This is a genomic window from Robertmurraya siralis, from assembly GCF_005502275.1.
In the GTDB taxonomy this organism is placed as follows: Bacteria; Bacillota; Bacilli; order Bacillales; family Cytobacillaceae; genus Robertmurraya; species Robertmurraya siralis.
Genome location: NZ_SWLZ01000001.1, coordinates 210,224 through 235,277 on the forward strand (window position 1 = coordinate 210,224; position 25,054 = coordinate 235,277).

Annotated in this window: 25 protein-coding genes and 1 pseudogene; 21 read left to right on the top strand and 5 right to left on the bottom strand. The window is 38.4% G+C overall.

All coding sequences use genetic code 11. The features are described from left to right. Nucleotide 1: 1 nt before the first annotated feature. The 8 genes from FCJ93_RS00985 to FCJ93_RS01020 all read left to right on the top strand — a co-directional run bounded on the left by FCJ93_RS00985 (nt 2) and on the right by FCJ93_RS01020 (nt 7,241). Nucleotides 2-1,081, top strand: coding sequence for a sugar ABC transporter substrate-binding protein (locus FCJ93_RS00985; RefSeq protein ID WP_095310951.1), 1,080 nt, complete (start codon nt 2-4; stop codon nt 1,079-1,081). A 321-nt stretch (nt 1,082-1,402) separates the two neighbouring features. Continuing rightward, nucleotides 1,403-1,858 (top strand): RrF2 family transcriptional regulator, encoded by a 456-nt coding sequence (locus FCJ93_RS00990; RefSeq protein WP_095310949.1) that lies wholly within the window; start codon nt 1,403-1,405, stop codon nt 1,856-1,858. Next, nucleotides 1,827-2,036, top strand: coding sequence for a YezD family protein (locus FCJ93_RS00995; protein ID WP_373315038.1), 210 nt, complete (start codon nt 1,827-1,829; stop codon nt 2,034-2,036). Before FCJ93_RS00990 ends, FCJ93_RS00995 begins: the two co-directional genes overlap by 32 nt. A gap of 233 nt (nt 2,037-2,269) precedes the next feature. Further along, nucleotides 2,270-3,301, top strand: a complete 1,032-nt coding sequence (locus FCJ93_RS01000; RefSeq protein ID WP_095310945.1) for a sulfate ABC transporter substrate-binding protein — start codon at nt 2,270-2,272, stop codon at nt 3,299-3,301. Between the two features lie 18 nt (nt 3,302-3,319). Beyond that, on the top strand, nt 3,320-4,159 hold the full coding sequence (gene cysT / locus FCJ93_RS01005; RefSeq protein ID WP_095310943.1) for a sulfate ABC transporter permease subunit CysT: 840 nt from the start codon (nt 3,320-3,322) through the stop codon (nt 4,157-4,159). A 13-nt stretch (nt 4,160-4,172) separates the two neighbouring features. Then, on the top strand, nt 4,173-5,015 hold the full coding sequence (cysW, locus tag FCJ93_RS01010) for a sulfate ABC transporter permease subunit CysW (protein ID WP_095310941.1): 843 nt from the start codon (nt 4,173-4,175) through the stop codon (nt 5,013-5,015). 31 nt (nt 5,016-5,046) lie between these two features. Beyond that, a complete protein-coding gene (locus FCJ93_RS01015; RefSeq protein WP_095310939.1) occupies nt 5,047-6,063 on the top strand; it encodes a sulfate/molybdate ABC transporter ATP-binding protein in 1,017 nt (338 codons plus the stop codon). Between the two features lie 95 nt (nt 6,064-6,158). Then, nucleotides 6,159-7,241: an amidohydrolase gene (locus FCJ93_RS01020; protein ID WP_137742752.1), complete on the top strand. Its 1,083-nt coding sequence runs from the start codon at nt 6,159-6,161 to the stop codon at nt 7,239-7,241. 141 nt (nt 7,242-7,382) lie between these two features. Here the strand turns inward: FCJ93_RS01020 and FCJ93_RS01025 are convergent, their stop codons facing one another. Further along, the gene (locus FCJ93_RS01025; RefSeq protein ID WP_095310935.1) at nt 7,383-8,237 is read right to left on the bottom strand and encodes a manganese catalase family protein; all 855 of its coding nucleotides are present in this window, start codon (nt 8,235-8,237) and stop codon (nt 7,383-7,385) included. Nucleotides 8,238-8,652: 415 nt separating this feature from the next. Here FCJ93_RS01025 and FCJ93_RS01030 point away from each other — a divergent pair, with 415 nt between their 5' ends. After that, nucleotides 8,653-9,429 carry an enoyl-CoA hydratase-related protein gene (locus tag FCJ93_RS01030; RefSeq protein ID WP_095310933.1) on the top strand — a complete coding sequence of 259 codons (777 nt, stop codon included), beginning with the start codon at nt 8,653-8,655 and terminating at the stop codon, nt 9,427-9,429. A gap of 276 nt (nt 9,430-9,705) precedes the next feature. Continuing rightward, nucleotides 9,706-11,397 (top strand): methyl-accepting chemotaxis protein, encoded by a 1,692-nt coding sequence (locus FCJ93_RS01035; RefSeq protein ID WP_095310931.1) that lies wholly within the window; start codon nt 9,706-9,708, stop codon nt 11,395-11,397. Nucleotides 11,398-11,596: 199 nt separating this feature from the next. Here the strand turns inward: FCJ93_RS01035 and ilvD are convergent, their stop codons facing one another. Continuing rightward, nucleotides 11,597-13,276 carry a dihydroxy-acid dehydratase gene (gene ilvD / locus FCJ93_RS01040; protein ID WP_211344075.1) on the bottom strand — a complete coding sequence of 560 codons (1,680 nt, stop codon included), beginning with the start codon at nt 13,274-13,276 and terminating at the stop codon, nt 11,597-11,599. 228 nt (nt 13,277-13,504) lie between these two features. Here ilvD and FCJ93_RS01045 point away from each other — a divergent pair, with 228 nt between their 5' ends. From FCJ93_RS01045 to FCJ93_RS01060, 4 genes are all read left to right on the top strand, one after another. After that, entirely contained in the window at nt 13,505-14,101 is a 597-nt protein-coding gene (locus tag FCJ93_RS01045) for a DUF1836 domain-containing protein (RefSeq protein WP_137742754.1), read from the top strand. Continuing rightward, nucleotides 14,098-14,736 carry a PAQR family membrane homeostasis protein TrhA gene (gene trhA / locus FCJ93_RS01050; RefSeq protein WP_137742755.1) on the top strand — a complete coding sequence of 213 codons (639 nt, stop codon included), beginning with the start codon at nt 14,098-14,100 and terminating at the stop codon, nt 14,734-14,736. Before FCJ93_RS01045 ends, trhA (FCJ93_RS01050) begins: the two co-directional genes overlap by 4 nt. A 91-nt stretch (nt 14,737-14,827) precedes the next feature. After that, a complete protein-coding gene (locus tag FCJ93_RS01055; protein WP_137742756.1) occupies nt 14,828-15,136 on the top strand; it encodes an iron-sulfur cluster assembly accessory protein in 309 nt (102 codons plus the stop codon). Between the two features lie 336 nt (nt 15,137-15,472). After that, nucleotides 15,473-16,264, top strand: coding sequence for a GNAT family N-acetyltransferase (locus FCJ93_RS01060; protein WP_137742757.1), 792 nt, complete (start codon nt 15,473-15,475; stop codon nt 16,262-16,264). A gap of 82 nt (nt 16,265-16,346) precedes the next feature. Here the strand turns inward: FCJ93_RS01060 and FCJ93_RS01065 are convergent. After that, nucleotides 16,347-16,670, bottom strand: a pseudogene (locus tag FCJ93_RS01065) (aldehyde dehydrogenase family protein); the annotation flags it as partial. Nucleotides 16,671-17,125: 455 nt separating this feature from the next. On the opposite strand from FCJ93_RS01065, the gene FCJ93_RS01070 reads away from it, so the two are divergent. Beyond that, on the top strand, nt 17,126-17,782 hold the full coding sequence (locus FCJ93_RS01070; protein WP_137742758.1) for a 5-bromo-4-chloroindolyl phosphate hydrolysis family protein: 657 nt from the start codon (nt 17,126-17,128) through the stop codon (nt 17,780-17,782). Further along, nucleotides 17,779-18,954 (top strand): toxic anion resistance protein, encoded by a 1,176-nt coding sequence (locus FCJ93_RS01075; RefSeq protein WP_095310915.1) that lies wholly within the window; start codon nt 17,779-17,781, stop codon nt 18,952-18,954. Before FCJ93_RS01070 ends, FCJ93_RS01075 begins: the two co-directional genes overlap by 4 nt. A gap of 252 nt (nt 18,955-19,206) precedes the next feature. Here FCJ93_RS01075 and trhA (FCJ93_RS01080) read toward each other — a convergent pair whose 3' ends face one another. Further along, on the bottom strand, nt 19,207-19,854 hold the full coding sequence (gene trhA / locus FCJ93_RS01080) for a PAQR family membrane homeostasis protein TrhA (RefSeq protein ID WP_095310913.1): 648 nt from the start codon (nt 19,852-19,854) through the stop codon (nt 19,207-19,209). A 246-nt stretch (nt 19,855-20,100) separates the two neighbouring features. Here trhA (FCJ93_RS01080) and FCJ93_RS01085 point away from each other — a divergent pair, with 246 nt between their 5' ends. The 3 genes from FCJ93_RS01085 (at nt 20,101) to FCJ93_RS01095 (ending at nt 23,222) form a co-directional block, all read left to right on the top strand. Beyond that, on the top strand, nt 20,101-21,393 hold the full coding sequence (locus FCJ93_RS01085; protein WP_095310911.1) for an ammonium transporter: 1,293 nt from the start codon (nt 20,101-20,103) through the stop codon (nt 21,391-21,393). A gap of 117 nt (nt 21,394-21,510) precedes the next feature. Further along, entirely contained in the window at nt 21,511-22,473 is a 963-nt protein-coding gene (locus FCJ93_RS01090; protein WP_095310909.1) for a DUF294 nucleotidyltransferase-like domain-containing protein, read from the top strand. A 29-nt stretch (nt 22,474-22,502) separates the two neighbouring features. Beyond that, nucleotides 22,503-23,222: an exonuclease domain-containing protein gene (locus FCJ93_RS01095; RefSeq protein WP_170943606.1), complete on the top strand. Its 720-nt coding sequence runs from the start codon at nt 22,503-22,505 to the stop codon at nt 23,220-23,222. A 49-nt stretch (nt 23,223-23,271) separates the two neighbouring features. Here the strand turns inward: FCJ93_RS01095 and FCJ93_RS01100 are convergent, their stop codons facing one another. After that, the gene (locus tag FCJ93_RS01100; RefSeq protein ID WP_095310907.1) at nt 23,272-23,547 is read right to left on the bottom strand and encodes a YqhV family protein; all 276 of its coding nucleotides are present in this window, start codon (nt 23,545-23,547) and stop codon (nt 23,272-23,274) included. A 293-nt stretch (nt 23,548-23,840) separates the two neighbouring features. Between FCJ93_RS01100 and FCJ93_RS01105 the strand changes: the two genes are divergently transcribed. Further along, a complete protein-coding gene (locus FCJ93_RS01105) occupies nt 23,841-24,566 on the top strand; it encodes a protein-glutamine gamma-glutamyltransferase (RefSeq protein WP_137742759.1) in 726 nt (241 codons plus the stop codon). A gap of 191 nt (nt 24,567-24,757) precedes the next feature. Beyond that, complete coding sequence (locus FCJ93_RS01110; protein WP_408014786.1) at nt 24,758-24,982, top strand: hypothetical protein; 225 nt, start codon at nt 24,758-24,760, stop codon at nt 24,980-24,982. Nucleotides 24,983-25,054: the final 72 nt, after the last annotated feature.

Consider the following 25,054-nt stretch of genomic DNA (forward strand, 5'->3'; position numbering starts at 1 on the left):
GATGAAACAGAGAATTGTTAAGCCTATGTTCTTCCTGAGCATTATCGTCCTTGCTTTCCTTGGCGCAGCTTGCGAGAAAACTGTGCCGCAAATGACGAATCCAACAGAATCTCCTCCTGAAGCTGATGCTTCTGTTCAAAGTGAGGACAGGAAAATAAAAGTGGGGTTTCTGATGGATACGTTAGAGGAAGAGCGCTGGTTAAAGGATAAAAGACTGTTTAAGGAGGCAGTAGAAGAAATTGGAGCCGAAGTGGAAATCATGGTAGCAAACGGTGATGAGGTTTTACAGATCATTCAAGCAGAAACCTTGATCAAACAGGGTGTAGATGTGCTAGTAATGGTACCTTATAATGCGGAAGCGGCGGGTGTCATTGTTCAGAAGGCCCATCTCGCAGGAATTAAAGTGATTTCATACGATCGTCTTGTAAAGAATGCTGAAATTGATTTATATGTTTCATTCGATAATGAAAAAGTAGGAGAATTGCAGGCAAAGGCACTTACCGCTCTCGTGCCGAAAGGAAAGTATGTTTATATAGGCGGAGCTGATACTGATTATAATGCTCATCTTTTAAAAAAGGGAGTTTTTAATGTTTTGAAGCCACTGATCGATAAAGGCGATATCAAGATAGTTTATGACCAATGGACAAAAAATTGGATTCCGACGAATGCCTATTCGAATATGGAAGCCGCACTTAAAGCTAATAATTATGAAATAGATGCAGTGTTTGCCGGAAATGATGCGACGGCAGAGGAAGCAGTTAAAGTTCTTTCTCGTCACGGGCTTGCAGGCAAAACTCCAGTAGCTGGTCAAGATGCAGAATTGGCAGCGATCAGAAGGATTGTTAATGGAACTCAAACGATGACGGTGTATAAACCGATTAAATCTTTAGCTGTTGCTGCAGCAAAAGCGGCAGTCCGGTTGGCAAAAGGTGAAAACATCGTAACGGAGAGAAAAATCAATAATGGAAAAATAGAAGTCCCATCCATTCTCCTCCCACCTATTTCTGTTGATAAAAACAATATTGCCGAAACTGTCATTTCCGACGGTTTCCATTCTAAAGAAGAGATTTATCAACATTGACAATAATTCCAGTATCTTAAATTGGAGGATGAAATGGTAACTAAAAAAGAAAGCAGTTAAAAAAACGAAAAATTCCAAAAAAACAATTGCTTTTATTAAAAATCCGTATTATGATAATCAATAAATATTATTCCAATGGAATTAATCGGGATTTATTGAGCTTGTCTGATCAGATAAACTGAAGGACATTTATCCTTTTAAATGGGATAAGTGTCCTTTTGTTCTTTCGTGCATATACTTTAAAAGTAAAAATTGCAATATGGGCTGGAATTTTTGCTGCAAATGTTGACTGAAATACTCAAGATTGCAAGGAGGAATTCGATGAAGGTGTCAAGTAAAGGAGAGTATGCACTAAGAGCGTTAATCCTACTTGGAAATCACCCAGGCAAAGTAATCGGGATACAAGAAATTGCCGAAAAAACGTTGGTCAGTATTCATTATCTCGAGCAATTGCTGCTTCAGTTAAAAAAGCTTGGGTATGTAACAAGCAAAAGGGGAGCAAAGGGAGGATACATACTTCAAATGAATGCGGAGACAATCAATATTGGGGAGGTCATTCGTCAATTAGAAGGCCCATTATCTCCAATGGGCTGTGCTTCGATTACGAAGTATGAACCTTGTGCCCTGGAAGAGGGCTGCCAATTAAAACCATTGTGGACATTGGTTAGAGATACAATCGCCTATGTTTTGGAACGGACTACACTTGAAGATTTGTTGCAAAATCGTGTGACAAAGCTGGAAGGAGATGCTTCAGTTGCCATTAAAAGGGACGCTTGATCAAAAAGTAATTGAAAAGATAGTCAGTTTACTAGAAGGACTTGAATATGGGACTGTTCAAATTACTGTTCATGATTCTGAAATTACACAAATTGACCGATTGGAAAAATATCGTCTCCCACCTCAAGGAAAGATGAGGCAGCAGCCAAATGGAAAAAAGTCAAAACAGAGGTATTAAAATGAATCATACGCCGATCGGACACCCGAAGGCCCTTTAGTTTTCAGTACGTTCATGTACATTTGAAAATTATTGGGGCTTTTTTTATTGATAGACTGTGTTAAGCAATGGAGTGCATATCCAACGCGATGGAATATGAGGTCAGATGTTGCAGCCTTATGGACAACATCAGCATAACACATCGTCTATTGAAAAGCCCTAACGAGTATAAGAGTGAAAGGGAGAGTAAGGGAATGAAGAAAATACTTGTCAGCGTATATTTATCAATTTTTCTATTATTAATCGGCGGTTGCGGAAGTGATCCGACTAATTCACAGTCAGAAAATCAAGGTAAAGAAATTGAATTATTAAATGTTTCGTATGATCCTACAAGAGAGTTGTACGAAGAGTTCAATCAAAGTTTTGCTGAATATTGGGAAAAGGAAACCGGGCAAAAGGTGAAAATAAACCAATCGCATGGTGGCTCTGGAAAACAATCTCGTTCTGTCATTGATGGGCTAGAGGCGGATGTCGTAACATTGGCACTTGCTTATGATATTGATGCTATTGCTGAAGCAGGCAAACTTGCGGATAAGTGGCAGGAAAGATTGGAGCATAATAGCTCTCCTTATACCTCAACCATTGTATTTCTTGTTCGAACAGGGAACCCGAAAAATATAATAGATTGGGATGACTTGATTAAAGAGGATGTTTCGGTTATTACCCCGAATCCGAAAACATCTGGAGGGGCAAGATGGAATTATTTAGCAGCATGGGGGTATGCGCTAAAACAAAATAACGGTAATGAAGAAAAAGCAAGGGAGTTTGTACAAAAGTTATTTAAAAATGTGCCTGTTCTAGATTCAGGCGCACGGGGAGCAACGACTACATTTGTTGAAAGAGAAATTGGTGATGTTTTACTGGCGTGGGAGAATGAAGCTTTTTTAGCATTAAATGAACTTGGTGAAGATAAGTTTGAAATTGTTATTCCATCTGTAAGTATTTTGGCAGAACCACCTGTAACTATCGTTGATAGTTCGGTGGAAAAACATGGGACGGAAGAGGTAGCGAAGGCTTATCTTGATTATTTGTATTCAGATGCTGGACAGGAGATCGCCGCTAAAAACTATTATCGGCCAAGGTCAGAAGAAGTGGTTGAAAAATATGAAGATCAGTTCCCCAAAATTGAGCTTTTTACAATTGATGAACAATTTGGTGGTTGGCAAAATGCTCAACAAACTCATTTTGCAGATGGAGGAATTTTCGATCAAATTTATCAACCATAAAGAAGGAGCGGGGAGTCCGTGTTTAAGAAGAAAAAACGCCATCATCAAGTTTTGCCCGCTTTCGGGTTGTCGATGGGTTATACGCTTGTCTATTTAAGTCTGATCGTTCTCATTCCGATCGCTTTTCTATTCATAAAAGCAGCGGCAATCAGCTGGGATGATTTTTGGAGCATTATTACGGATCGAAGAGTGTTGGCCTCCTTTCAACTAACCTTTTCTACCTCTTTTATGGCAGCTTTCATTAATGCGATATTTGGAACGCTAATAGCTTGGATTCTGGCAAAATATCAATTTACTGGCAAAAAAATCGTTGATGCAATCGTTGATTTGCCTTTTGCATTGCCAACTGCTGTGGCAGGCATTGCTTTAACAACGCTTTATGCTCCAAACGGATGGATCGGTCGATTCTTTGAAGCACTCGGAATAAAGGTTGCTTTCACACCACTTGGTATTATGATTGCATTAATCTTTATTGGACTGCCATTTGTCGTTCGGTCAGTACAGCCGGTATTGCAGGAGTTGGATCAACAGTATGAAGAAGCTGCTTCAACCCTTGGAGCCAATTCTTTGCAAATATTCATGAAAATTATTTTACCAACCATTTTTCCAGCTATTTTGACAGGCTTTTCGTTAGCTTTCGCCCGCGCATTGGGAGAATATGGTTCGGTCGTCTTTATATCAGGAAATATGCCGTTGAAGACAGAAATTGTACCTTTATTAATTGTCACTAAGCTGGAGCAGTTTGATTATGTTGGAGCCGCTGCGGTTGCAGCCGTTATGCTTGTTATTTCCTTTATTCTCTTATTTTTAATTAACTTCTGGCAGTGGAGAATATCGAAGAAGTACGAAACGGTTTAGGAGAGAGTAAAAGATGAATAAAATCAAATCACCTTATAAAATTAACCGTCTGAATTTTAATTTCGAAGCTTTTCGGAAAGGGGGATTGATCGGAGTAGCTCTCGCATTTTTAGCTTTGTTTATTGTTGTTCCATTAATCGCGGTGTTTACTGAAGCTTTTAGCAAAGGAGCAGAGCTGTATTTTGCCTCATTAATGGATCCAGATGCCCGTTCAGCGATAAAGCTTACTTTACTGGTTGCTGCAATTGCTGTTCCCCTTAACACTATATTCGGTGTTATAGCTGCTTATGCGATTGCAAAATTTCAATTTAAAGGGAAGAATTTTCTCATCACACTCATTGATATTCCTTTTGCTGTTTCGCCGGTCATCGCTGGTCTTGTGTTTGTCCTTTTATTTGGTTCACAGGGATTTCTCGGCCCCTTCCTCGAAGCCAATAATATTAAAATTGTTTTTGCCGTCCCTGGACTTATTTTAGCAACTGTATTTGTTACCTTTCCTTTTGTTGTTAGGGAGTTAATTCCTGTTATGCAAGAGCAAGGTACAGATGAAGAACAAGCAGGCCGAATATTAGGAGCGAACGGTTGGCAAATGTTTTTCCGCATTACGCTTCCCAATATAAAATGGGGTCTCCTTTATGGGATAATTCTGTGTAATGCCCGGGCGATGGGGGAGTTCGGAGCCGTGTCTGTAGTATCTGGTCATATTAGAGGTTTGACAAATACAATCCCTCTCCATGTTGAGATTTTATATAATGAATATCAATTCAGTGCTGCATTTGCTGTCGCTTCCATTTTAGCAATGCTAGCGATTGTAACGTTATTTTTAAAGAGTGTTGTGGAATGGAAAACTAAATAAAGGCAAGAAAATGTTACTGGGGGAAGGTAAAATGGGAATTACAATTGAAAAAGTTTCGAAAAACTTTGGAGAATACAAAGCGATAAATAATGTGTACTTGGAAATTCCTTCAGGGGATTTTACTGCTCTTTTAGGTCCCTCTGGCTCGGGAAAAACTACCCTGCTCAGAATGATTGCCGGCTTGGAAAACTTGGATTCTGGCAGAATATTATTTAACGATACAGATTACACGAATAAAGCGGTGAAAGAGCGGAGAGTCGGTTTTGTGTTTCAGCATTATGCGCTATTTAAGCATATGTCTGTCTTTGACAATATTGCATTTGGCTTAAAGGTAAAACCACGACATCTTCGCCCAAGCAAAGAGGAAATAAAAGAGAAGGTATATGATTTATTAAAATTTATCCAACTTGAACATTTGGCAGAGCGCTATCCATCACAAGTGTCTGGAGGTCAAAAGCAAAGGATTGCATTGGCCCGGGCACTTGCTGTCGAGCCGGACGTTCTCTTGCTTGATGAGCCGTTCGGAGCCTTGGATGCAAAAGTGCGTCAGGAACTTAGGCACTGGCTTAGAGAGATTCACGAAAAGTTAAAAATAACGACTATTTTTGTCACTCATGATCAGGAAGAAGCTTTAGAAATGGCTGATACGATTGTTGTCATGAATGAGGGGAAAGTGGTACAGACAGGTACACCTGAAGAGGTTTACCGACGTCCGGTGAATGAGTTTGTCTATCGTTTTCTTGGTAGAGTGAATGAGGTTAATGGCCGATATATTCGACCGCATGAAGTAAGTTTAAAAAGGGCTCCTCTTGGCGAGAGTTTTCCGGCAAAAGTGGTTCATGTTCACTTTATTGGTTCAACTGTTCGCATCCAACTAACTCGCCTTGATGAGGATATATTATTTGAGGCAGAGCTTAATGAGGAGAAATATCGTGAAATCGGCCCAATAGCGAAAGGAGAGTTTGTGTACGCTCAGTTTACTAAACTGGTTGATTTTGATTTTCAGCAAAAAGTGAAGCCGTTACCACAGAAGGAATCTGTTCTCTGAAGCAGATTCCTTTCTTTTTTAATAGTTGAAATTATCAGACATATTCTATATGATTGAAGGATGACTGAGTATAGGGTTGAATGGAGTGCATAGAGATGAAAGAAATAATAAGGTGGTATGAGGAACTTCATGTGATTCCAGAGGTTGGCTGGAAGGAATTCAAGACAACAGATAAAATCGCTGCCATTTTGGATGAAATCGGAGTCAGCTACCAACGCTTCCCCGACATGACGGGAATTGTTGCCGAGATGGGTCAGGGTGACGAGGTAATAGCCGTTAGGGCTGATATTGATGCTCTTTGGCAAGAGGTAGATGGAGTATGGCAAGGGAATCATTCTTGCGGTCATGACGCTAATATTGCAATGGTGTTAGGGGCAATTTTTTCCTTGAAAGACACGGGATTAGCAAAAAAAATTCGCTTCATTTTTCAGCCTGCTGAAGAAAAAGGTGAAGGGGCACTGGCGTTGATCGAGAAAGGAGTGATGGATCAAGTCACCCATCTTTTCGGCATTCATCTTCGTCCGATTGAGGAATTACCATTAGGAAAGGTTTCCGCATCAATTCGTCATGGTGCCCATGTCGCGCTTATTGGCAAAGTAGAAGGAGTAGATGCTCATGCAGCACGACCACATCAGGGACAGAATGCTCTTGATGTCATCGCAAGTCTTCATCAATTATTAAAGACAATCTATATCGATCCTTCTGAAGCCTGCTCGGTTAAGTTAACGAAGGTTATTGCCGGCGGCGAGAGTATCAATATTATTCCGGGTGTAGCGGAGTTTGCTATTGATGTTCGTGCACAGAAGAATGAAGTTCTTTCAAAAATTTGCACTAAAGTAGAGCAAATAATTGGGAAATTAGAGGCTCTTTTTGAAATGACAATCAATTGGGAGTGGACCGGTTATACTCCAGCAGCAGAAGTTTCAAAGGAAGCTGAAGAGATTGTGGAAGAAGCAATAAAATCCCTATTTGGTGAGAAAGCATTTGTTCCATTCGTGATTACTCCAGGAGGAGATGATTTCCATTTTTACACAATTAAGAGGCCAGATGTAAAGGCTTCAATGATTGGAGTAGGCGCAAACTTAAAGCCCGGACTTCATCATCCAAAAATGTTTTTTGATAAATCTGCTCTACATCAGGGAGCAAAAATCTTAGCGGAAACACTGCGTCGTGTATAAAGAGTGAGCCAGGGTTTATAAGTTTTTGTTATAAATGAGTATAGGACAATATAGGATCATATCAGCTACAGCAGTAGATAATATTTTTAAGGCAATCAAAAGAATCAAAGCCTACTAAAAATTCAGTAAGCTTTGATTTTTTTATCTATTTAGATCGCTAAGACCAGGGCTGTGTTCGTTTGGCATTTCAGGAAGTTGAGGTACCGGATAACCTTGTGGAGGTTCTGTAACAGTCAGATCTCCGCCATTTCGACTAGGACTTTCACCAGAGAAGATCTCCCCGATTAAAGTACTATCTAATCTAAAATTAAATTGTGCATTATGGAAGCCTGCTTCTACATATTTTCGGCATTCTGGATATTTGTTAATATCATAATTTGGAACCGGGAACAATTTGGCCCAGTCCACACCGAGTGTTTCTAATGCTTTGGCAAATGCATTTTGGTGTGCATTATCACGGACTATTAAGAATGCAAGCGTCTCTCTAAATGTTTTATTTGAACTCATTTCGTATATCCGTGATTTTTGCAGAACACCTGTAGACTCAAGTACTAAATTATCAAGCAGGTTACTAATTAAGTTGCCATGGTCGTATACATACGTTCCTTGCCAAGGCAAACCTGAGGCATCAACTGGTAACGATGCTTGAGCACCAATAATAAAGTGGTGTGGATTTGCATGTTTTACTGCATCATCAAGAGGTGCTGCATCGCTTCCGCTTGCTCCTACCCCTTCATCTCCCGCACCATTTAATAATTGGTTAATGGTAGTTTGGACAAGTTCCACGTGAGCAAGCTCTTCTAAAAATATCCCTCTAAGCAAGTCGCGAAACTGTTTGGCAGGACCGCGGAAGTTTGAGCTCTGGAAAAAGAATTGCATCATGGTTCTCATTTCACCAAAACGACCGCCGAGTATCTCCTGCATGACTTTTGCAGCAGCTGGATCTGGTTTATCAGGAACAATCATATTAATCAAATCTTCTCTATAAAAGTACATACGTTTACCTCCTTCAAATGATTTTGTTTTATCTTATGCTTGAGTATTTGCTCTTACAGGCATTTTGTCGTTCCACATAAAGTCCTTTAAAGTGCGCTTGAATATTACTTATCTGATTCTGCTTAAACTTTTGAGTTCTTGTTTAGAACCTTATCTATATATTTCACAATGTTCAAAGTTTCCATACCGGACAATTTTGTTTTTCGCATGAGAATTGTCAAAACCGCTCATGGTGTAGCATTTAAGTCTTTCTAAATCATAAATTTATTGATCCTTTTAGCGACCGATCACTGAAAAATCCAATACTTTCAAACGTAATCCGATTCCCTATTTTGTAGTTACTTGTAACAAATAAATTGACAGCATGTTTTACAAACTCTTAAGTATGATAGTAATAAAAGGGAGAGTGAGCGACATGGAGAAAATTATGTTTAAAAAGGAAGAAAAAATTGCTTTTATAACAATTAATCGTCCAAAGAAATTAAATTGCTTCGATTTGGCAGCATTATATGATTTTGAAAAAATAGTCCAGGAAATTAAAACCAATTCTGATATTCGAATTGTAATTATTACTGGTGCTGGGGATAAAGCGTTTAGTGCGGGAGCCGACTTGAAGGAGAGAAAGCAGTTAAATGAGGAGCAAGTGCGAATAAATGTCCAAAAGATTCGTGATGTTTTTACACAAATCGAAGAGCTGCCCCAACCGACAATAGCCGCTATAAACGGCTTTGCTTTAGGCGGAGGGCTTGAATTAGCACTTGCATGTGATTTTCGTTATGCGAGTAGGAATGCCATTCTTGGTTTAACAGAAGTGAGTTGGGCTATTATTCCAGGAGCAGGTGGAACGCAAAGGTTATCTCGATTAATCGGGGTCTCGAAAGCGAAAGAATTGATTCTTACAGCTCGAAAGATTGATGCCAGTACAGCTTTAGAGCTGGGGATTTTGAATAGAGTGGTAGAGCAGAATGAGCTTATCAATAGTGCGATTGATTTAGCTAAAGAAATATTGCAAAATGGACCATTAGCTGTTATTCAGGCAAAATATGCCATCAATAATGGGAACAATGTCGACTTGAAAACAGGTCTTGAGATGGAGGCGAAAGCATACGAGGCTATCATTTCAACAAAAGATCGAACCGAAGCTCTTCTGGCATTTAGTGAAGGTCGACAGCCTCAATTTAAAGGAGTATAAATTTCAATCAAAATAGATAGTTGTTTTAGTAAGGTGGATGCACAATAAGCCAATAGACTTCCTTTAAAATGTTACAGTGCCGATTGTTTATTTTTGGTTGACTGCATGAAATTTTTCGCAGTTTTTAACTGTTATGGATCAATTGAGGCACTCGGATAATCCAAGTCTTGGTATTTGGTGAAATTTGGCGAATGTGTGAAATTTATCATTGCCCATTTTTTTTCTCAATATATACTATTTGGACAATCTATAATGAAACTTAGGGGAGACACATGTATGAAATTAAAGTTGAAGCTTGGTCCAAAGATTAACTTGATTGTTTTAATTATGATGTTGTTGTTAGCTGTAGCTGTTGGAGGAGTAGTTGTTCAACAAGTTACCAAGGGAATAAAAGATTTTGCATTGGAAAAGGCGAGGGGAGACCTAAATCTTGGCAAAAGCTATATTGATGCTAAATACCCTGGTGATTGGGAAATTAAAGATGGAAATCTTTATAAGGGCCAAACGCAAATCAGTGGGAATTTTGAGATTGTTGATGAAATAGGGAAACAAACTGGGGATACGGTGACAATTTTTCAAGGAGACACCCGTGTCGCTACAAATGTTATGATTGACGGTGAAAGGGCTGTTGGTACACAAGTATCTGAAGAAGTTGCTCAAGCCGTGTTAGAACAAAATAAGGATTTTTTCGGTGAAGCAAATGTAGTAGGTAATAACTATGTAACCGGATACACGCCTATTCATGATAAAAATGGTGAGACGATTGGAATTTTTTATGTGGGTGCACCACAGGATATTATTGATCATACCCTCGTTGCATTTATGAAAATATTTCTCATCGTTCTTGTCGTAATGATTGCCCTTTCTATTATTGTTGTTTATCTATTCACTAGAGGATTAACGAAGAGATTATCGGCAATCTCGACCGCTTTGGATGCTGCAAAGCATGGTGATTTTACAATAGAAGTTAACGATGGTAAAAGTGATGAACTAAGTGCACTCGCTGATAGCTATAATTCAATGAAGGATAATTTGCGTGTGATGATTGAAAAGGTAGTGACAAATTCTGAAAAAGTTGCTGCTTCATCTCAGGAATTGACCGCAGGGGCCGAGCAAACAACTGCAGCAACAGAACATATTACACAGATCATCCAAGAAGTTGTTGGGGGAGCTGAAAAACAAGCAACTAGTGTAGAAGAGAGTGCTCGTGCGATGGATGAGATAACGATTGGCATTAATAATCTCGCAGAAACGTCCTCGCTGATCTCTGAATCTACTAAAACGACAAGAGGACATGCACAGCGCGGGGGAGTGCTAATTGATGAGACTGTCGCACAAATGGAAACCATTCACGAATCTGTCAATGCAAGTACCGAGGCGGTAAGATTATTAGATGAGCGTTCGAAACAAATAGGAGTGATTACGAATACGATCTCTGAGATTGCCAATCAAACCAATTTGTTAGCTTTAAATGCGGCGATAGAAGCTGCGCGTGCCGGTGAGCACGGGAAAGGCTTTGCTGTTGTTGCTGAAGAAGTACAAAAGTTGGCTGTGCAAGCACAGCAATCTTCGACGCAAATTTCTGAACTGATTTATGCGATTAACAATGATATGGTGGATGCGTTCAAATCAATGAATCAGGTGAATGAAGATGTTTCCCAAGGGTTGTCAATCGTTGAGAAAACGGAGGTTAGCTTTAAAGAGATCATGAAAGCGATGGAAGAGATGGAAATACAAATTACTGAAGCGGCAGCAACTGCGGAGCAAATGTCAGCAAGTTCCGAGGAAGTATCTGCCACGTCAGGCGGGATATCGGAAATTGCCCAGCAATCGTTGCATCATACACAGTCGGTATCTGCTTCAACTGAGGAGCAACTGGCTTCTATGCAACAAATATTGTCAGCAGCCAATTCCCTAAATTCTATTGCTGAACAGCTTCAGGAGACTGTTGCAGAGTTTAAAATATAAGGAGCGAATAACAGCATGGACAGTAAAACTGCAGGTAAACTTTATAATTGAGTTTGTTAGCAGTTTTTTAATTTGGTTAGGCAATACGTGAAAATTACAAGAAATTGTTAGAGAATTCAAAGTGCAAGAAACAGTGTTTTGGTTTAATAATTATAAAAGAAACAGCCCAATTGGAAAGTGGGCTGTTTCTTTAGTTTGCTTATATTTTCAGTACACCACCAGTGCTCGCATTGGTAACAAGCTTTGAATAGCGAGCAAGATAGCCTTTTTTCACTTTTGGTTCAAAACCCTTCCAGTTTGCTTTCCGTTTTGCAAATTCTTCATCGGTAATTTCCAAGGTGATTTTACGGTTATTTAAATCGAGTTCAATAATATCTCCATCTTCGACAAAAGCAATTGGTCCGCCTTCAGCGGCTTCTGGAGAAATATGGCCGATTGAAATTCCGCGAGAAGCACCAGAAAATCTTCCATCCGTAATAAGTCCAACCTTTGCACCGAGACCTCGACCGACAATTTGAGAGGTTGGTGCCAGCATTTCAGGCATTCCTGGTCCGCCTTTTGGTCCCTCATAACGGATAACAACGACATCACCTTCTTTAACTTTTCCAGTGATGATGCCTGATAATGCCTCTTCTTGAGAATTAAAGCAAATGGCTGGTCCTCTGTGATAGCCGCCGACTTCTTTGTCAACGGCACCAACTTTGATGACAGAACCTTCTGGAGCAAGATTCCCAAATAAAACAGCGAGCCCGCCCTTTTCGGAGTGTGGATTGTCTAATGGCCGAATGACATCCTTATCTAAAATATCACAGCCTGCAACATTTTCTTTTAATGTTTTCCCAGTTACAGTTAAGCAATCTCCATTCATTGCCCCTGGTTTCTTTAAAACTTCATTAATAATCGCACTGACGCCACCGGCATTATGAACATCCTCAATATGGTAATTCGATGCAGGTGCGATTTTGGCTAAATGGGGAACACGAGCAGCAATTTCATTGATACGCTCAAGTGAGTATTCGATTTCAGCTTCATGGGCTAATGCTAATGTGTGTAAAACCGTATTGGTCGAGCCGCCCATGGCCATGTCTAATGCGAAGGCATTATCGATTGCTTCAATCGTGACGATATCGCGCGGTTTAATATCGTTCTCGATTAATGTCATTAATTGCTTCGCTGATTTCTTCACAAATTCCTTACGTTCCTCGGCAACCGCTAAAATAGTACCATTTCCCGGAAGAGCAAGACCGAGCCCTTCGGCTAAGCAATTCATTGAGTTCGCTGTAAACATCCCTGAACATGAACCACATGAAGGACAAGCGACTTGCTCGATTTCAGTTAATCTAGCTTCATCAATTTTCCCAGCTTGGAATGCCCCTACGCCTTCAAATACGGAGGTTAAATCGAGGGCATTCCCCTGACTATCGATTCCTGCTTTCATTGGTCCGCCGCTGACAACAATCGTAGGAATATTTACACGAAGAGCAGCCATTAACATCCCTGGTGTGATTTTGTCACAGTTCGGAATACAAACCATACCATCGAACCAATGGGCAGAAACAACGGTTTCAACAGAGTCAGCAATGATCTCGCGACTAGGGAGTGAATAGCGCATCCCGATATGCCCCATGGCAATCCCATCATCAACGCCGATTGTATTCATTTCGAACGGTACACCGCCAGCTTCGCGAATTGCCTCCTTGACAATTTTCCCAAACTCCTGTAAATGCACATGTCCTGGAACAATATCAATATATGAGTTTACAACAGCAATAAATGGTTTATCAAAATCTTCCTCTTTTACACCAGCAGCTCGAAGCAAGCTTCGATGGGGTGCACGGTCAAATCCTCTTTTGATCATGTTACTTCGTAATTCTGCCACTTTCATTCCCTCGCTTTCAAATACAAATTTTTAAACTTTTTCATATTTTATCATTATTCTAAGAAATAGGACAGAATTTTTCCTTTAATGCTTTTATTTAATAAAGATATCAGTAGTTTTTATAACTACTTCTTGTTGTTTGTGGAATTTGTTATGTAGTGGTGAGTTTACATCATCCGGTTTTTAAGTTACAATAAAGGGGATTTTTAGATGAAATGAGGTCTGTTAATGGGAAGGCTAGATCAGTTTATGGAAGGGCTTGACCTTCAGCATGAAATATCACTTACAGATATTCCTGAGATTGATTTATATATGGATCAAGTGATTCAATTGTTCGAAAATCATTTTAAGGATACAAAAAGAAATGAAGATGAGAAAATTTTAACGAAAACAATGATAAATAATTATGCGAAAGCAAAATTATTTTTTCCAATAAAAAATAAAAAGTATTCAAAGGAACATTTATTATTAATCAGTCTTATTTACCAATTAAAAGGGTCATTATCGATCAGTGATATTAAGGAGACTTTTCAGGGAATTAATAAGATGATAGTAGAAGAGGAAAGCTTTGAATTAGAACCTTTTTATCATAGTTATTTACAGCTAAGTAAAGAGAACACGGTTCATTTTAAAAAGGATATTCAGGAGAGAGCAGCGGAGGTTGATAAGGAAGTAGCCAAACTTGAAACAGAAAAAAGTGACTACTTGCGTAAAGTGATGCTGATTACTTCGCTTGCTCATATCAGTAATTTGTATAGAAGGGCTGCTGAACAACTTGTTGATGAAATAATGGAAGAACAAAATGGAAAGAAGGAGATAAAATGAGCGAAACGCATACATTTACGAAAGGTGAAGAAATTGCAAATGCAATTACCCATGGTATTGGGGCATTACTAAGTGTAGTTGCCTTAGTGTTCTTGATAATCGAGTCTGTTGTTCATGGTGGCCCATGGCATATCGTAAGCTTTACATTATTCGGAAGTACGATGCTGCTCATGTATCTATGTTCTACAATGCTACACAGTTTACCTTCAGGGAAGGCAAAGGATATTTTTGAAATCTTTGATCATTCAGCCATTTATTTTTTTATAGCTGGAACGTATACACCATTTTTGTTTCTCGTTATTAAAGGTTGGCTTGGTTGGACTATTTTTGGTATTGTGTGGGGTCTAGCCCTTGCAGGTACCGTTTTTAAATCTTTTTTTGTGAAAAAATTTGTTCTTTATTCAACATTATTGTATGTTCTGATGGGATGGCTCATTGTTTTTGCTTGGCAGCCTTTAATGAATAACCTGCCGCAAAATGCCATTCTTCTTCTCGTGATTGGTGGATTATTGTATACGCTCGGTTCTGTATTTTACGTGTGGCGGGGGTTTAAATATCACCATACCCTCTGGCATGTCTTTGTGATTGGTGGCAGTGTTGCTCACTTTTTCTGCGTTTTTTTATACCTTGTGTAGGATATGAGTGAGGCATGTCATTATCTATGCTGTAGTTTTCTTTGTATAATGAATAAGAGCTTTCTAACTTATTTATGTGGAGGAATTATAAATGAATTGCAAAATCAACAAAAATGCAGCAAAGGTATTGAAAGAAATGTTAGCGCGTGAAGAAGCTGAAGGTAAGATGATTCGCGTTTTCATTACACATATGCATGGTGATCATGCTCATTATGATTTGAGGTTTGATACACCTACCGAGCATGATGAGATTGTAAAGACGGATAAAGGAATTGACATTCTCCTTGATAAGCGGGAAGAATTTCTCGATGGAGTTTGGATTAAATACTTCTATGTTCCAGAACCACAATTTGAAATCACAAATCCCTCAAAAGAGGGTCACGGACATCATCACCATTAAAAGTTGGAATCGATTGGTAGGATGAATCAATTTTCTATGTGAGGAATCATGGAAATACTAGCAGAAAGTATTGTTGTGATTTTGAGAATGAATGATAATACAGCTCTGCAATAATAAAAAAATGGCGTGTAATCTTTTTTTAGAGGTTGCACGCTATTTTCTTTGTTTTACGATAATTCGAGCATCATTAATTTGATTTTGCTATATGTCGGTAATGATTCTTAGCAATAATTTAGATTAACGAAGCCGATAACGATCGCTAAAAAGATTTGGAAAGGGCTATCTTTTACCAAAAAGTTTGAGGTAAAATAGAAAAATTAAAGGGGGCAAGCGAAAATGATTAGAAGGTTAACAAAAGACGATCATGAGCAGTGTTTTGCACTATTAAAAACCGCACCGGCAGAGAACCTTTTTATTATCGGTGATATTGAGGCATATGGCTATGATCAAGAATTTCAGAAGGTTTGGGGAGATTTTAGTACGGATGGAAAGCTAATTGCAGTCCTGTTGAAATATGAAAATAATTATATTCCTTTTGCGGTTGCGGAGTTTGATGCGGAAGGTTTTGCAGTAATAATGGAACAGGATCGAGATTTTTTGATGATGTCAGGTTTAAGAGAAGTTACAGCAAAAATCGAGCCGTTTCTCAAAAAGAGACTTGTCCGTAAACGGGAAACTTACTATGCGAAATGTACGAAACTTCAAATATCACAGAGCGAGGTTTCGATTGTGAAGAAGGCAAGTCCTGGTGAAGCAGAGCGATTAGTCGAATTAGTTAATCAAATTCCTGAGTTCAGTGATTCCATCATTACGGTGGAAAAAAAACGTCGAGGCTTAGAGGATGGTACATCCCGTACTTTTTATATTGAGGAGGATGGAAAAATGGTTTCCACTGCCTCAACGGCTGCAGAAAATTCCATGTCGGCGATGGTTGTTGGAGTTGCCACATTGGAAGCATATAAGAAAAAAGGCTATGCAACAGCATGTGTGCTTAAACTTTGTAGAGAGTTGCTGCAGGAGGGAAAAGAACTCTGTCTTTTTTATGATAATCCTGCCGCAGGAGCGATTTATAAACGAATTGGCTTCGAAGATATCGGGTTTTGGATGATGTACACATTTGCGAAATAAATACTCAGGCTGTCGACAAGCCTTTGCTATCCTTTGATAGTACAATGTTATTCGAACAGCCTGATAAACTTTCTTCCTCAAATTAAAATGGATATTGACGATCCCTTGTCTGAACAGACACCCATTTGGTTGCAGTAAATTCCTCGACAACCCACGGATTTCCGAAGCGGCCCAATCCACTCGATTTATTTCCACCGAACGGAATAAATGGGGCATCATTAACGGTTTGGTCGTTAATATGGGTCATGCCAGCGTCGATATGAAGTGCGAGTTCTTCTCCTTTTTGAAGATCAGCTGTGTAAATGGCAGAATTTAAGCCATATTCTGTATCACCAGCAAGGGCAATGGCCTCCCCATCAGTTGCAGCCTTAATGATCGGTGCAATCGGGCAAAAAAGCTCTGTTTGTTTGGATGAGATCCCGCAAGCTTGGCTAATGCTTGTTTGTAAACTTTTATTGCCTCTGTTGCAACGGCAACGGAGAAATCGTACATAAATAATTTTAGGATTGATAAATGATAAAGGATTTTGACTCATTTCGTGTGAAACTTTGGTCTTACAAGCTTTTTAGTTATGTTAAAAAGGTAGGGAAAAAGTGCCAAAATTAACATCAGCATATAATATAGCTTATTTTTTTAAAAGAGAACTATCTTCGCCTTTTCCCTCATAGTCATTAATAACCTCACAAATACGTCTTAAGACTTAGATTCATTTACTTACTCAGTCTATAGAAAATCTGCAATCTTTTGGTATGATAACAGTAAGAAGATTTGAGAGTAGAATTTTGGTAAGGTGTATTCGAAACCTTTTTTCGCTCCAATCGTAATACAAATAGAGGATTTTATGTTAGGAGTCGATATTAAATGAATCCATTTATCTCGTTTATGCTACGGACGTTTATCGCAATCCCAACTGCTGGATTCGTTTGGCTAATTAGTTTTTTCGGTTTTGATCAAACCCTTTTAGCCTCAACAGGATTTTCATTTGTAGGTGGCTGTCTTGCTTACTTCGTTGTAAAAGGGGTTATGCAGCATCGCTTTATTAAAAACCAAGGATTGACAAGGCGTGAATATAAATATATAGAAAAAAATTTAGACGAAGCAAAAATGAAAATTAATCGACTTACGAAGGCTTTATTTTCAGTCAGACAAGTGGGGATGTTAAAGCAAAATATGGAAATCGCCCGCGTTGCTAGAAAGATTTATCGTATTACAAAAAAAGAGCCAAAAAGATTTTATTTTGCTGAGCGATTTTATTTTTATCATTTAGATTCTTTTGTTGAATTGGCTGAGAAATATTCTTTTTTATCCTCACAACCGACAAAAAATGTCGAGATGAGCCAAGCATTAAAGGAAACTCGAAGAATGATGGAAGAAATGAGATATTCATTGGAGAAGGACCTTCAACAAATTTTAGCAAATGATCTTGATATGTTACATTTGGAGCTTGATGTGGCGAAGCATAACATGAATACATTGAAAGAAACGCGATATCTTGATGAAAGTAGGAAACTAAAATGACACAAAAAAACGATTCGCTTTTTGGAAATACGAGTGATGTATTTGACGATTTATTGGCTAATCCTTTCGCTGCAGAATCAAAAGAGAATGAAGCAAACACTACTGCCGAAGGGAAAAAACCAGTCAAGCTTATTGATGTCATACCTGAAGAAAATCGAGCGAAAGCCTATCAATTAGCAGAGCAAATTGATCCGAAAAACCATGAAGCGATGATTTTTTATGGTTCTCAAGCGCAAGGAAAGCTTTTATCCTTTTCCCATACGATGTTAGAGCATGTTCAAAAACAGGATGTCGGAGAAATAGGCGATATTATCCATAATTTAATGCAAAAATTAAGCAGTGTGAATCCAGATGATTTAAAACCTGAGAAGCCCTCTTTTTTATCGAAGATGTTTGGGAGAATTTCAAGTTCCATCCAAGAGGTGTTATCGAAATATCAAAAAACAGGTGCGCAAATTGATCGAATTGGCATACAGCTTGAACGGAGCAAAAATACGCTCTTAAGTGATATTCATTATTTGGAAAAGCTTTATGAGAACAATAAAGATTATTTCAATGCTTTGAATGTTTATATTGCAGCTGGGGAGCTAAAGCTAGAAGAGATTCGTGAAAAGACAATTCCTGAATTACAAAAGGCGGCAGAGCTCTCTCAAGACCAAATGAAGTTTCAAGAAGTAAATGATATGATTCAGTTTGCCGATCGATTAGATAAACGTTTATATGATTTAAAACTAAGTCGTGAAATTACGATCCAAAGTGCACCGCAAATTCGACTCATTCAAAATACAAATCAAGCGTTGGTCGAGAAAATTCAATCGTCGATTCTCACCGCTATTCCGTTATGGAAAAACCAAGTCGCGATTGCGTTAACATTAATTAGACAGCGAAGTGCAGTGGAAGCTCAAAAGCAGGTGGCGAAAACAACCAATGATCTGTTGCTGCGAAATGCGGAAATGCTGAAGGCGAATACGATTGAAACAGCGAGAGAAAATGAACGTGGCTTCGTCGATATAGAAACATTAAAGAAAACGCAGGAAAATTTAATTTCCACTCTTGAAGAAACAATGAGGATTCAGGAGGAAGGTAGAAATAAACGCCGTCAAGCTGAATATGAATTAGCGACCATGGAAAACAATTTGAAGCAAAAGCTTTTGATGATGAAAGAAAAATAGTTGTAATAACTAAAAAGGAAGATGCTGGACTCGTTCAGAGTGAAGCATCTTCTTTTTTTATTTTACTCTAAGAAAACAGCAATTTCGATTGTTGTAGAAACTTCTTCATGAGTGCATCTACGTCTAGCACAAGGAGCCAAAGTCTAACGGTTTCAGGTGCAGAGATGAGCACGAATGAAAACGATTATGATCCATCATCGAAGGAACAGTTTGAACTTGAATTGTTCCGAAGGCGCTCCTAGCTTTTATTCTTTATAGGACATATAAATAAACAGAAAGAAAATGGGCGGTGCTGCCAAGCATAATAAAAATATGAAAAATTTCATGGAATCCTAAATACTTTGATTCAAGAAATTTTGGTTTTGTTCCGTATATGATCCCGCCGATCGTATAAAAAATTCCTCCGAGTACAAGGAGAAACAAACCGGTATTGCTTAACACTTTAGCTAATGGAGGAGCAACAAATATAACCATCCAGCCCATTACAATATAGATGGAAGTTGAAAGCCATCGAGGACAATTAAACCAAATCATTTTAAATAACACACCGCATAATGCTGCAAATGTAATGAGGGAAAAAAGCACCCATCCAGTTATTCCGTTTAAACTGATCAGGCAAAAAGGAGCGTACGTACCAGCGATTAAAATAAAGATCATCGAATGATCGATCTTTCTTAAAAAAGCAATCACTTTTTCTTTTGCTATGACCATATGATATGTAGCTGATGCTGAATAAAGTAGGATCATGCTAACACCGAAAATGATAACAGCTGCAATCGAGAGGGCTGTCTGCGCTGAGATAGAAGCTTTGATCACCATTGCAAGTAATGCAACGAAAGACAGCAGGGCAGCGCTTAAATGTGTTAATCCATTTATAGGTTCACGAATATACTTCATCATAAATACCTCCTTGATTCTTCATGTAGTTATTAATACTACTTAAAATAATACATGCATTACAATGAATCGTCAATAAAAATCATAATCAAAATAAGATATTAGGTTTTATAACACAAGATTCAAAAAAATCTAAAAATCGTATTGACATATGTAATTTATAGAGTAAAATAAGTATTAATTAATGAATGTTATATTTCCTTACATATGATGATAGGAATTATAACGGATATAAAAGGGGGAATTAATTTGGATCCGGTTGTGCTTATGGATAACCTGTGGGTAGCGGTTGGAGCAATTTTAGTATTTTTTATGATTGGTGGATTTATATTACTCGAAGCAGGCTCTACTAGAATGAAAAATGCCGGACATATTGCTGGTAAAACCATTTTTACAGCAGGAATCGGCAGTTTGGTATTTTGGGCAGTGGGTTATGGATTTATTTACGGTGATGGAAATGCCTTTATTGGATTATCAAACTTCTTTTATGGTGACGCATCAACAGTTGATGAAGGGTTGACTCCAGCAGTAGATTTTTCTTTCCAAGTTATGTTTGCAATTGTGTCACTGACGATTGCGTTCGGTGGATTTGCTGAGCGGGCTAAATTATCTGTTTATGTCATTTTTGCTGTTTTGTTCTCAGCTCTTGTATATCCAGTTGTTGCACATTGGATTTGGGGCGGTGGCTGGTTAGCTGATCATGGTAAGCAGGATTTCGCGGGTTCAACGGTTGTTCATTTAACTGGGGCTATGGCTGCCTTAGCAGCAACAATAATCCTAAAACCGCGAATTGGCAAATACAATAAGGATGGTTCTTCTAATAATATTGCCGGGCATAACCAAGTGTTTACAGCATTGGGAGTACTTATCCTTTGGGTAGGCTGGTTCGGGTTTAATGGAGCTAGTACATTTGGAGTGGAGGATGGCTTTTTAGGTTTTGTTATTCTCAACACGCAATTAGCAGCAGCGGCTGGTGCTATTGCAGCGATGTTTACTGCTTGGGTTCTTACAGGAAAAGCTGATGTCCCAACAACTTTAAATGGTGCTCTGGCAGGTCTCGTTGCTATCACAGCTTCATGTGGATTCGTAGAACCTTGGGCAGCAGTGTTAATCGGCTTAATTGGTGGAATTATGGTTGTTTTCAGTATGAAGTTTTTTGATAAAGCCAAAATTGATGACCCGATTGCAGCATTATCAGTTCATGGAACAGTCGGTATTTGGGGGACGTTATCAAATGGACTATTTGCAGTTCCTGCCTTATCAACTGATATTGGTTGGGGGCAAGCAGGACTATTCTATGGCGGCGGCTTCACGCAATTAGGTGTTCAAGCATTAGGTGTTGTTGCTTCTGGTGTGTATGCTTTTGTTGTTGCTTATATTCTTTTAAAGATTATGGATAAAGTGATGGGCGGGCTCCGTGTTACTGAAGAGGAAGAAATCATGGGTCTTGATATCAGTGAACATGGCAGCTATGGCTATCCTGAACAATTTGAAGCATCTAAAACAGTTAAAGGTGATTCTTCTCAAGTGAAGTTAAGCTAATTTATGCTAAACTAAGCTTAACTTCTACATGAATGAACCAACGATGAGGGCCTCTTTTATAGAGGCTTTTTAACATTTTTATCATATTTGAAGGATGTGAGGGTGTGGTGATGATTGATGCAACTAAGATCGTATGAAACGATTAAAAATGATAAGGATGAAAAGGTAAAAGCGAATTTTTCTGATCCATTTCGATTAAATGAGTGCCATGATGAAGCAATGGGAATGGTCTTCAATTTGGCTGTTCAAAGGCTCAATAAAGGTGAGCCTCCATGTGAGTTTTCCTGGTTTGTGACCGGGAGTGGAGGGCGATTTGAGCAAGGGCCAATAAGTGATCAGGATCATGGGATCGTCTATGCGACATCTAATCGCTCCAACGATGATTATTTTTCTGAGCTGGGAAAGGAAATTTCATTAGGTTTAAACATAGTTGGCTATCCGTACTGTCAGGGCAATGTAATGAGCTCAAATCCGCTTTGGTGCAAGTCTTTGGATGGGTGGAAACAGCAGCTTCAAGCATGGATGAAGGAAGCTTCTTGGGAATCGGTGCGAAATTTGCAAATTTTTTATGATGCCAGGACATTAAAAGGGGATGATTTTCTTGTTCGAGATTTAAAGGATGTTTTTTATGAATATCAAAAACAACATCCTTCGTTACTGAAGCGATTTATGGAAAACGTTAAGCATATAAAAAATAGTGTCGGTCCGCTTGGCCAACTTATTGTCGAAGAGCATGGAACGAAAGAGGGTTCCATCAACTTGAAATACACAGCCTTTCTTCCATATGTTAATGCAGTTCGTCTGTTGGCTATAAAAGAAGGCTTGTATGAAACCTCAACAATTGAGCGGATGAATCGTTTAGCGAGAATGAATGGTTACAATCCAGTATTAAGGGAAAGCAGAAAATATTTTATGACGCTATTAAAATATCGAAATTCTTTATATAAGGCTGAGACTTATGATGATACTCATTATTTAAGTGTAAAAGAGTTAAGCAAGGAAGAAAAGAAGGAAATAAAAAGAATATTGAAGGATGGAAAAAAACTTCATCATTATGTCTCAAATTTACTCATGCGTTAATTTTCGATTGGGGAAAGGAGTGAGAAGGAGTGCCGTTAGAATCGTTTCGTCAATTAATGAGAGGAATTCAAGGTAGATTATCGATTTTCGACGGGAATCTTCAAAGCTCTCAGCAGATTGCATTTTTTAGGCAAATGCAAAAAGAACTAAAGCAAGAAAGTGCCCTGCATACTAAGCTCGATCAGTTGAGCGTAGTTGTTTTTGATATTGAGACGACAGGTTTTTATCCAGACCTAGGGGATGAAATTATTTCCATTGGGGCCGTAAGAGTTTGTAATGGAAAAATGAATGATGAAGAGGTTTTTTATTCACTTGTTCGATATGAACAGGAATTGCCATTAGAAATAGAGAAATTAACGGGGATAACATCGTCTGAGCTTAAGGAGGCAAAACCTTTATCGGAAGTGTTGATCGCTTTTTTTGAATTTGTGCAAAATGAGACGCTGGTGGCTCATCATGCAAAGCATGAAAAAAGTTTTTTACAAAATGCAAGCTGGAAGTTGTTTCGAACCCCTTTTAAGCATCGAATTGTTGATACCTCCTTTCTTTATCGTATTGCGGAGCGAGAACATAGGATGTCAAGATTGGAGGATTTATGTGAGTACAATGGGATTAAAGTAATTGCTCGGCACCATGCACTTGGTGATGCAAAGCTGACTGCACAATTATGGTGTATATATATTGAAAAACTAAAAACGCTTGGCTGCAAAAATTTGCATGATGTATACGAACGGCTTTCAAGATTATGAGACTCTAATGGAAATAGAGTCTTTTTTTTTTGGGAAAGGGGAAAAGCGTCTATGAGCTTTTAACCCCGTAAAGAATTAGACCAACTCCACAAAAAATCCAAAGCATTTTCGTAAAAGAAACTTTTTCAGCGATCCCAATAAGTCCAATCGTTGTGGTGAGAATTAAAATAATTGGACCAATTAAAGCAAGAGAGCTGTTAATTATCAAGGCCTTTTCAATTTGATTTACTTTTAATATCAACAGTGCTGCGAATATCTCGATACTTCCTGATAATATTCTTAAAAGAGCCATTCCTATAATTGCTTTCTCTAAAAATTGAAACATGCTGATATCCCCTCCTTTAATACTCTATGCAGGGAAAGGAAGGAGAAGGACAAGTCGAAGGAAATTTTTATTAATGGCAATTGTGATATGTCGATGTAGATTTTACAGCTCCTATTGATTTCTTAAGTAAAAAATGGGATTTATAATTAGAGCCTAAAACCCTTTACTGTAGGTCGCATACTCTATAGTAGAATTCCTAATTTGGGTCATGATGGTGATTATAATGGGAGTGAAGGTTTGTTTTATCATGTGCTCAAATTTTCTAATGACAGAAGATTGGAGTGTAACTATAGATGATTATCATGATGGGGGCAAAATTACAAAGCCCACCCCCGACAAATTTAAGTGATTTAGAAAAAAATATATATGATGCGTTATTGAAAAGTGAATTTCCGCATCAATATCAGTCATGGAAACACCTCCGCTTTGAACTGCTGCTTCGCAAAAACATCATTGAAGCAGCTAATAAACTTGCCCACAGTTCGGTTGAATTTAAAGTGTTCCAGGACTCAAAGTTTAATCCTCGTTATTGGACAAAAACGCAAGGAGGATATTTGCTTAATCCGTTTGTCCTCCCATCTCAAGCGATTGAGGACATTTTTCAAAACGGCCAGGAATATTCCTTCGAATGCTCAACGGCTATTGTTGTCATCTATTACTATGCTGTTTTGAACTCCATTAATCTTGAAGCATTTAATCGAATTTTTCCTAATTTATTAGTATGGGATTGGAGCTATGATGAAGATTTACGCATTATTACAAAAGTAGGTACAGACTTTATTCCAGGAGATGTATTATATTTTCATAATCCAGATTATTTATATCCGGTATGGATTGGTGAAAATACCGTTTATTTCGGAGATGATCAATACTTTGGACATGGAATAGGGATAAAGTCGAAGGAAGAGATGATAAGAGCTCTAAATACATTAAGAAAACCTAATGCCCAGAAGTCTGCCTATTTACTTTCACAATATAGTCGCCTTGATTTTCTTTATTTATCCCAATTTAGTTATTAAATCAGTTCTTTACCTTGTGAAAAGTTTCGTGTATAAAAATACTCTACAGTAAAAAGCTTTGACTTAGTTTTTTGCTAATTAATGTAAGAAAAGAATCTCATGAAAATGGGGCAATTACCTAGCTGTTTTATGATGCATTTGAATAGTCTATAAATGGGACCACATTTTATTAATTAGGGGAGGAATATGACGTGTATCAAGTGCCCGATATGAGCCATTCTTCTAATCATGACCTTCGAATAATAAGACCGTTCGGCTTTAGGCCATTTGGTTTTAGACCATTTGGCTTTAGACCATTCGGCTTTGGTTTTGGATTTCAGTTAGGTTTTCTTGGTGGGTTAGCAGCAGGTGCTTTGATTAGTCCGCCATACTATCCGTATTATCCACCATATCCTTTCTACGGTGGCTTCTATTAATGACTAACGGAAAAACTCCTGAAATAGCGTGTATTGCTATTTCAGGTCTACATAGGAATTAACCATATATCA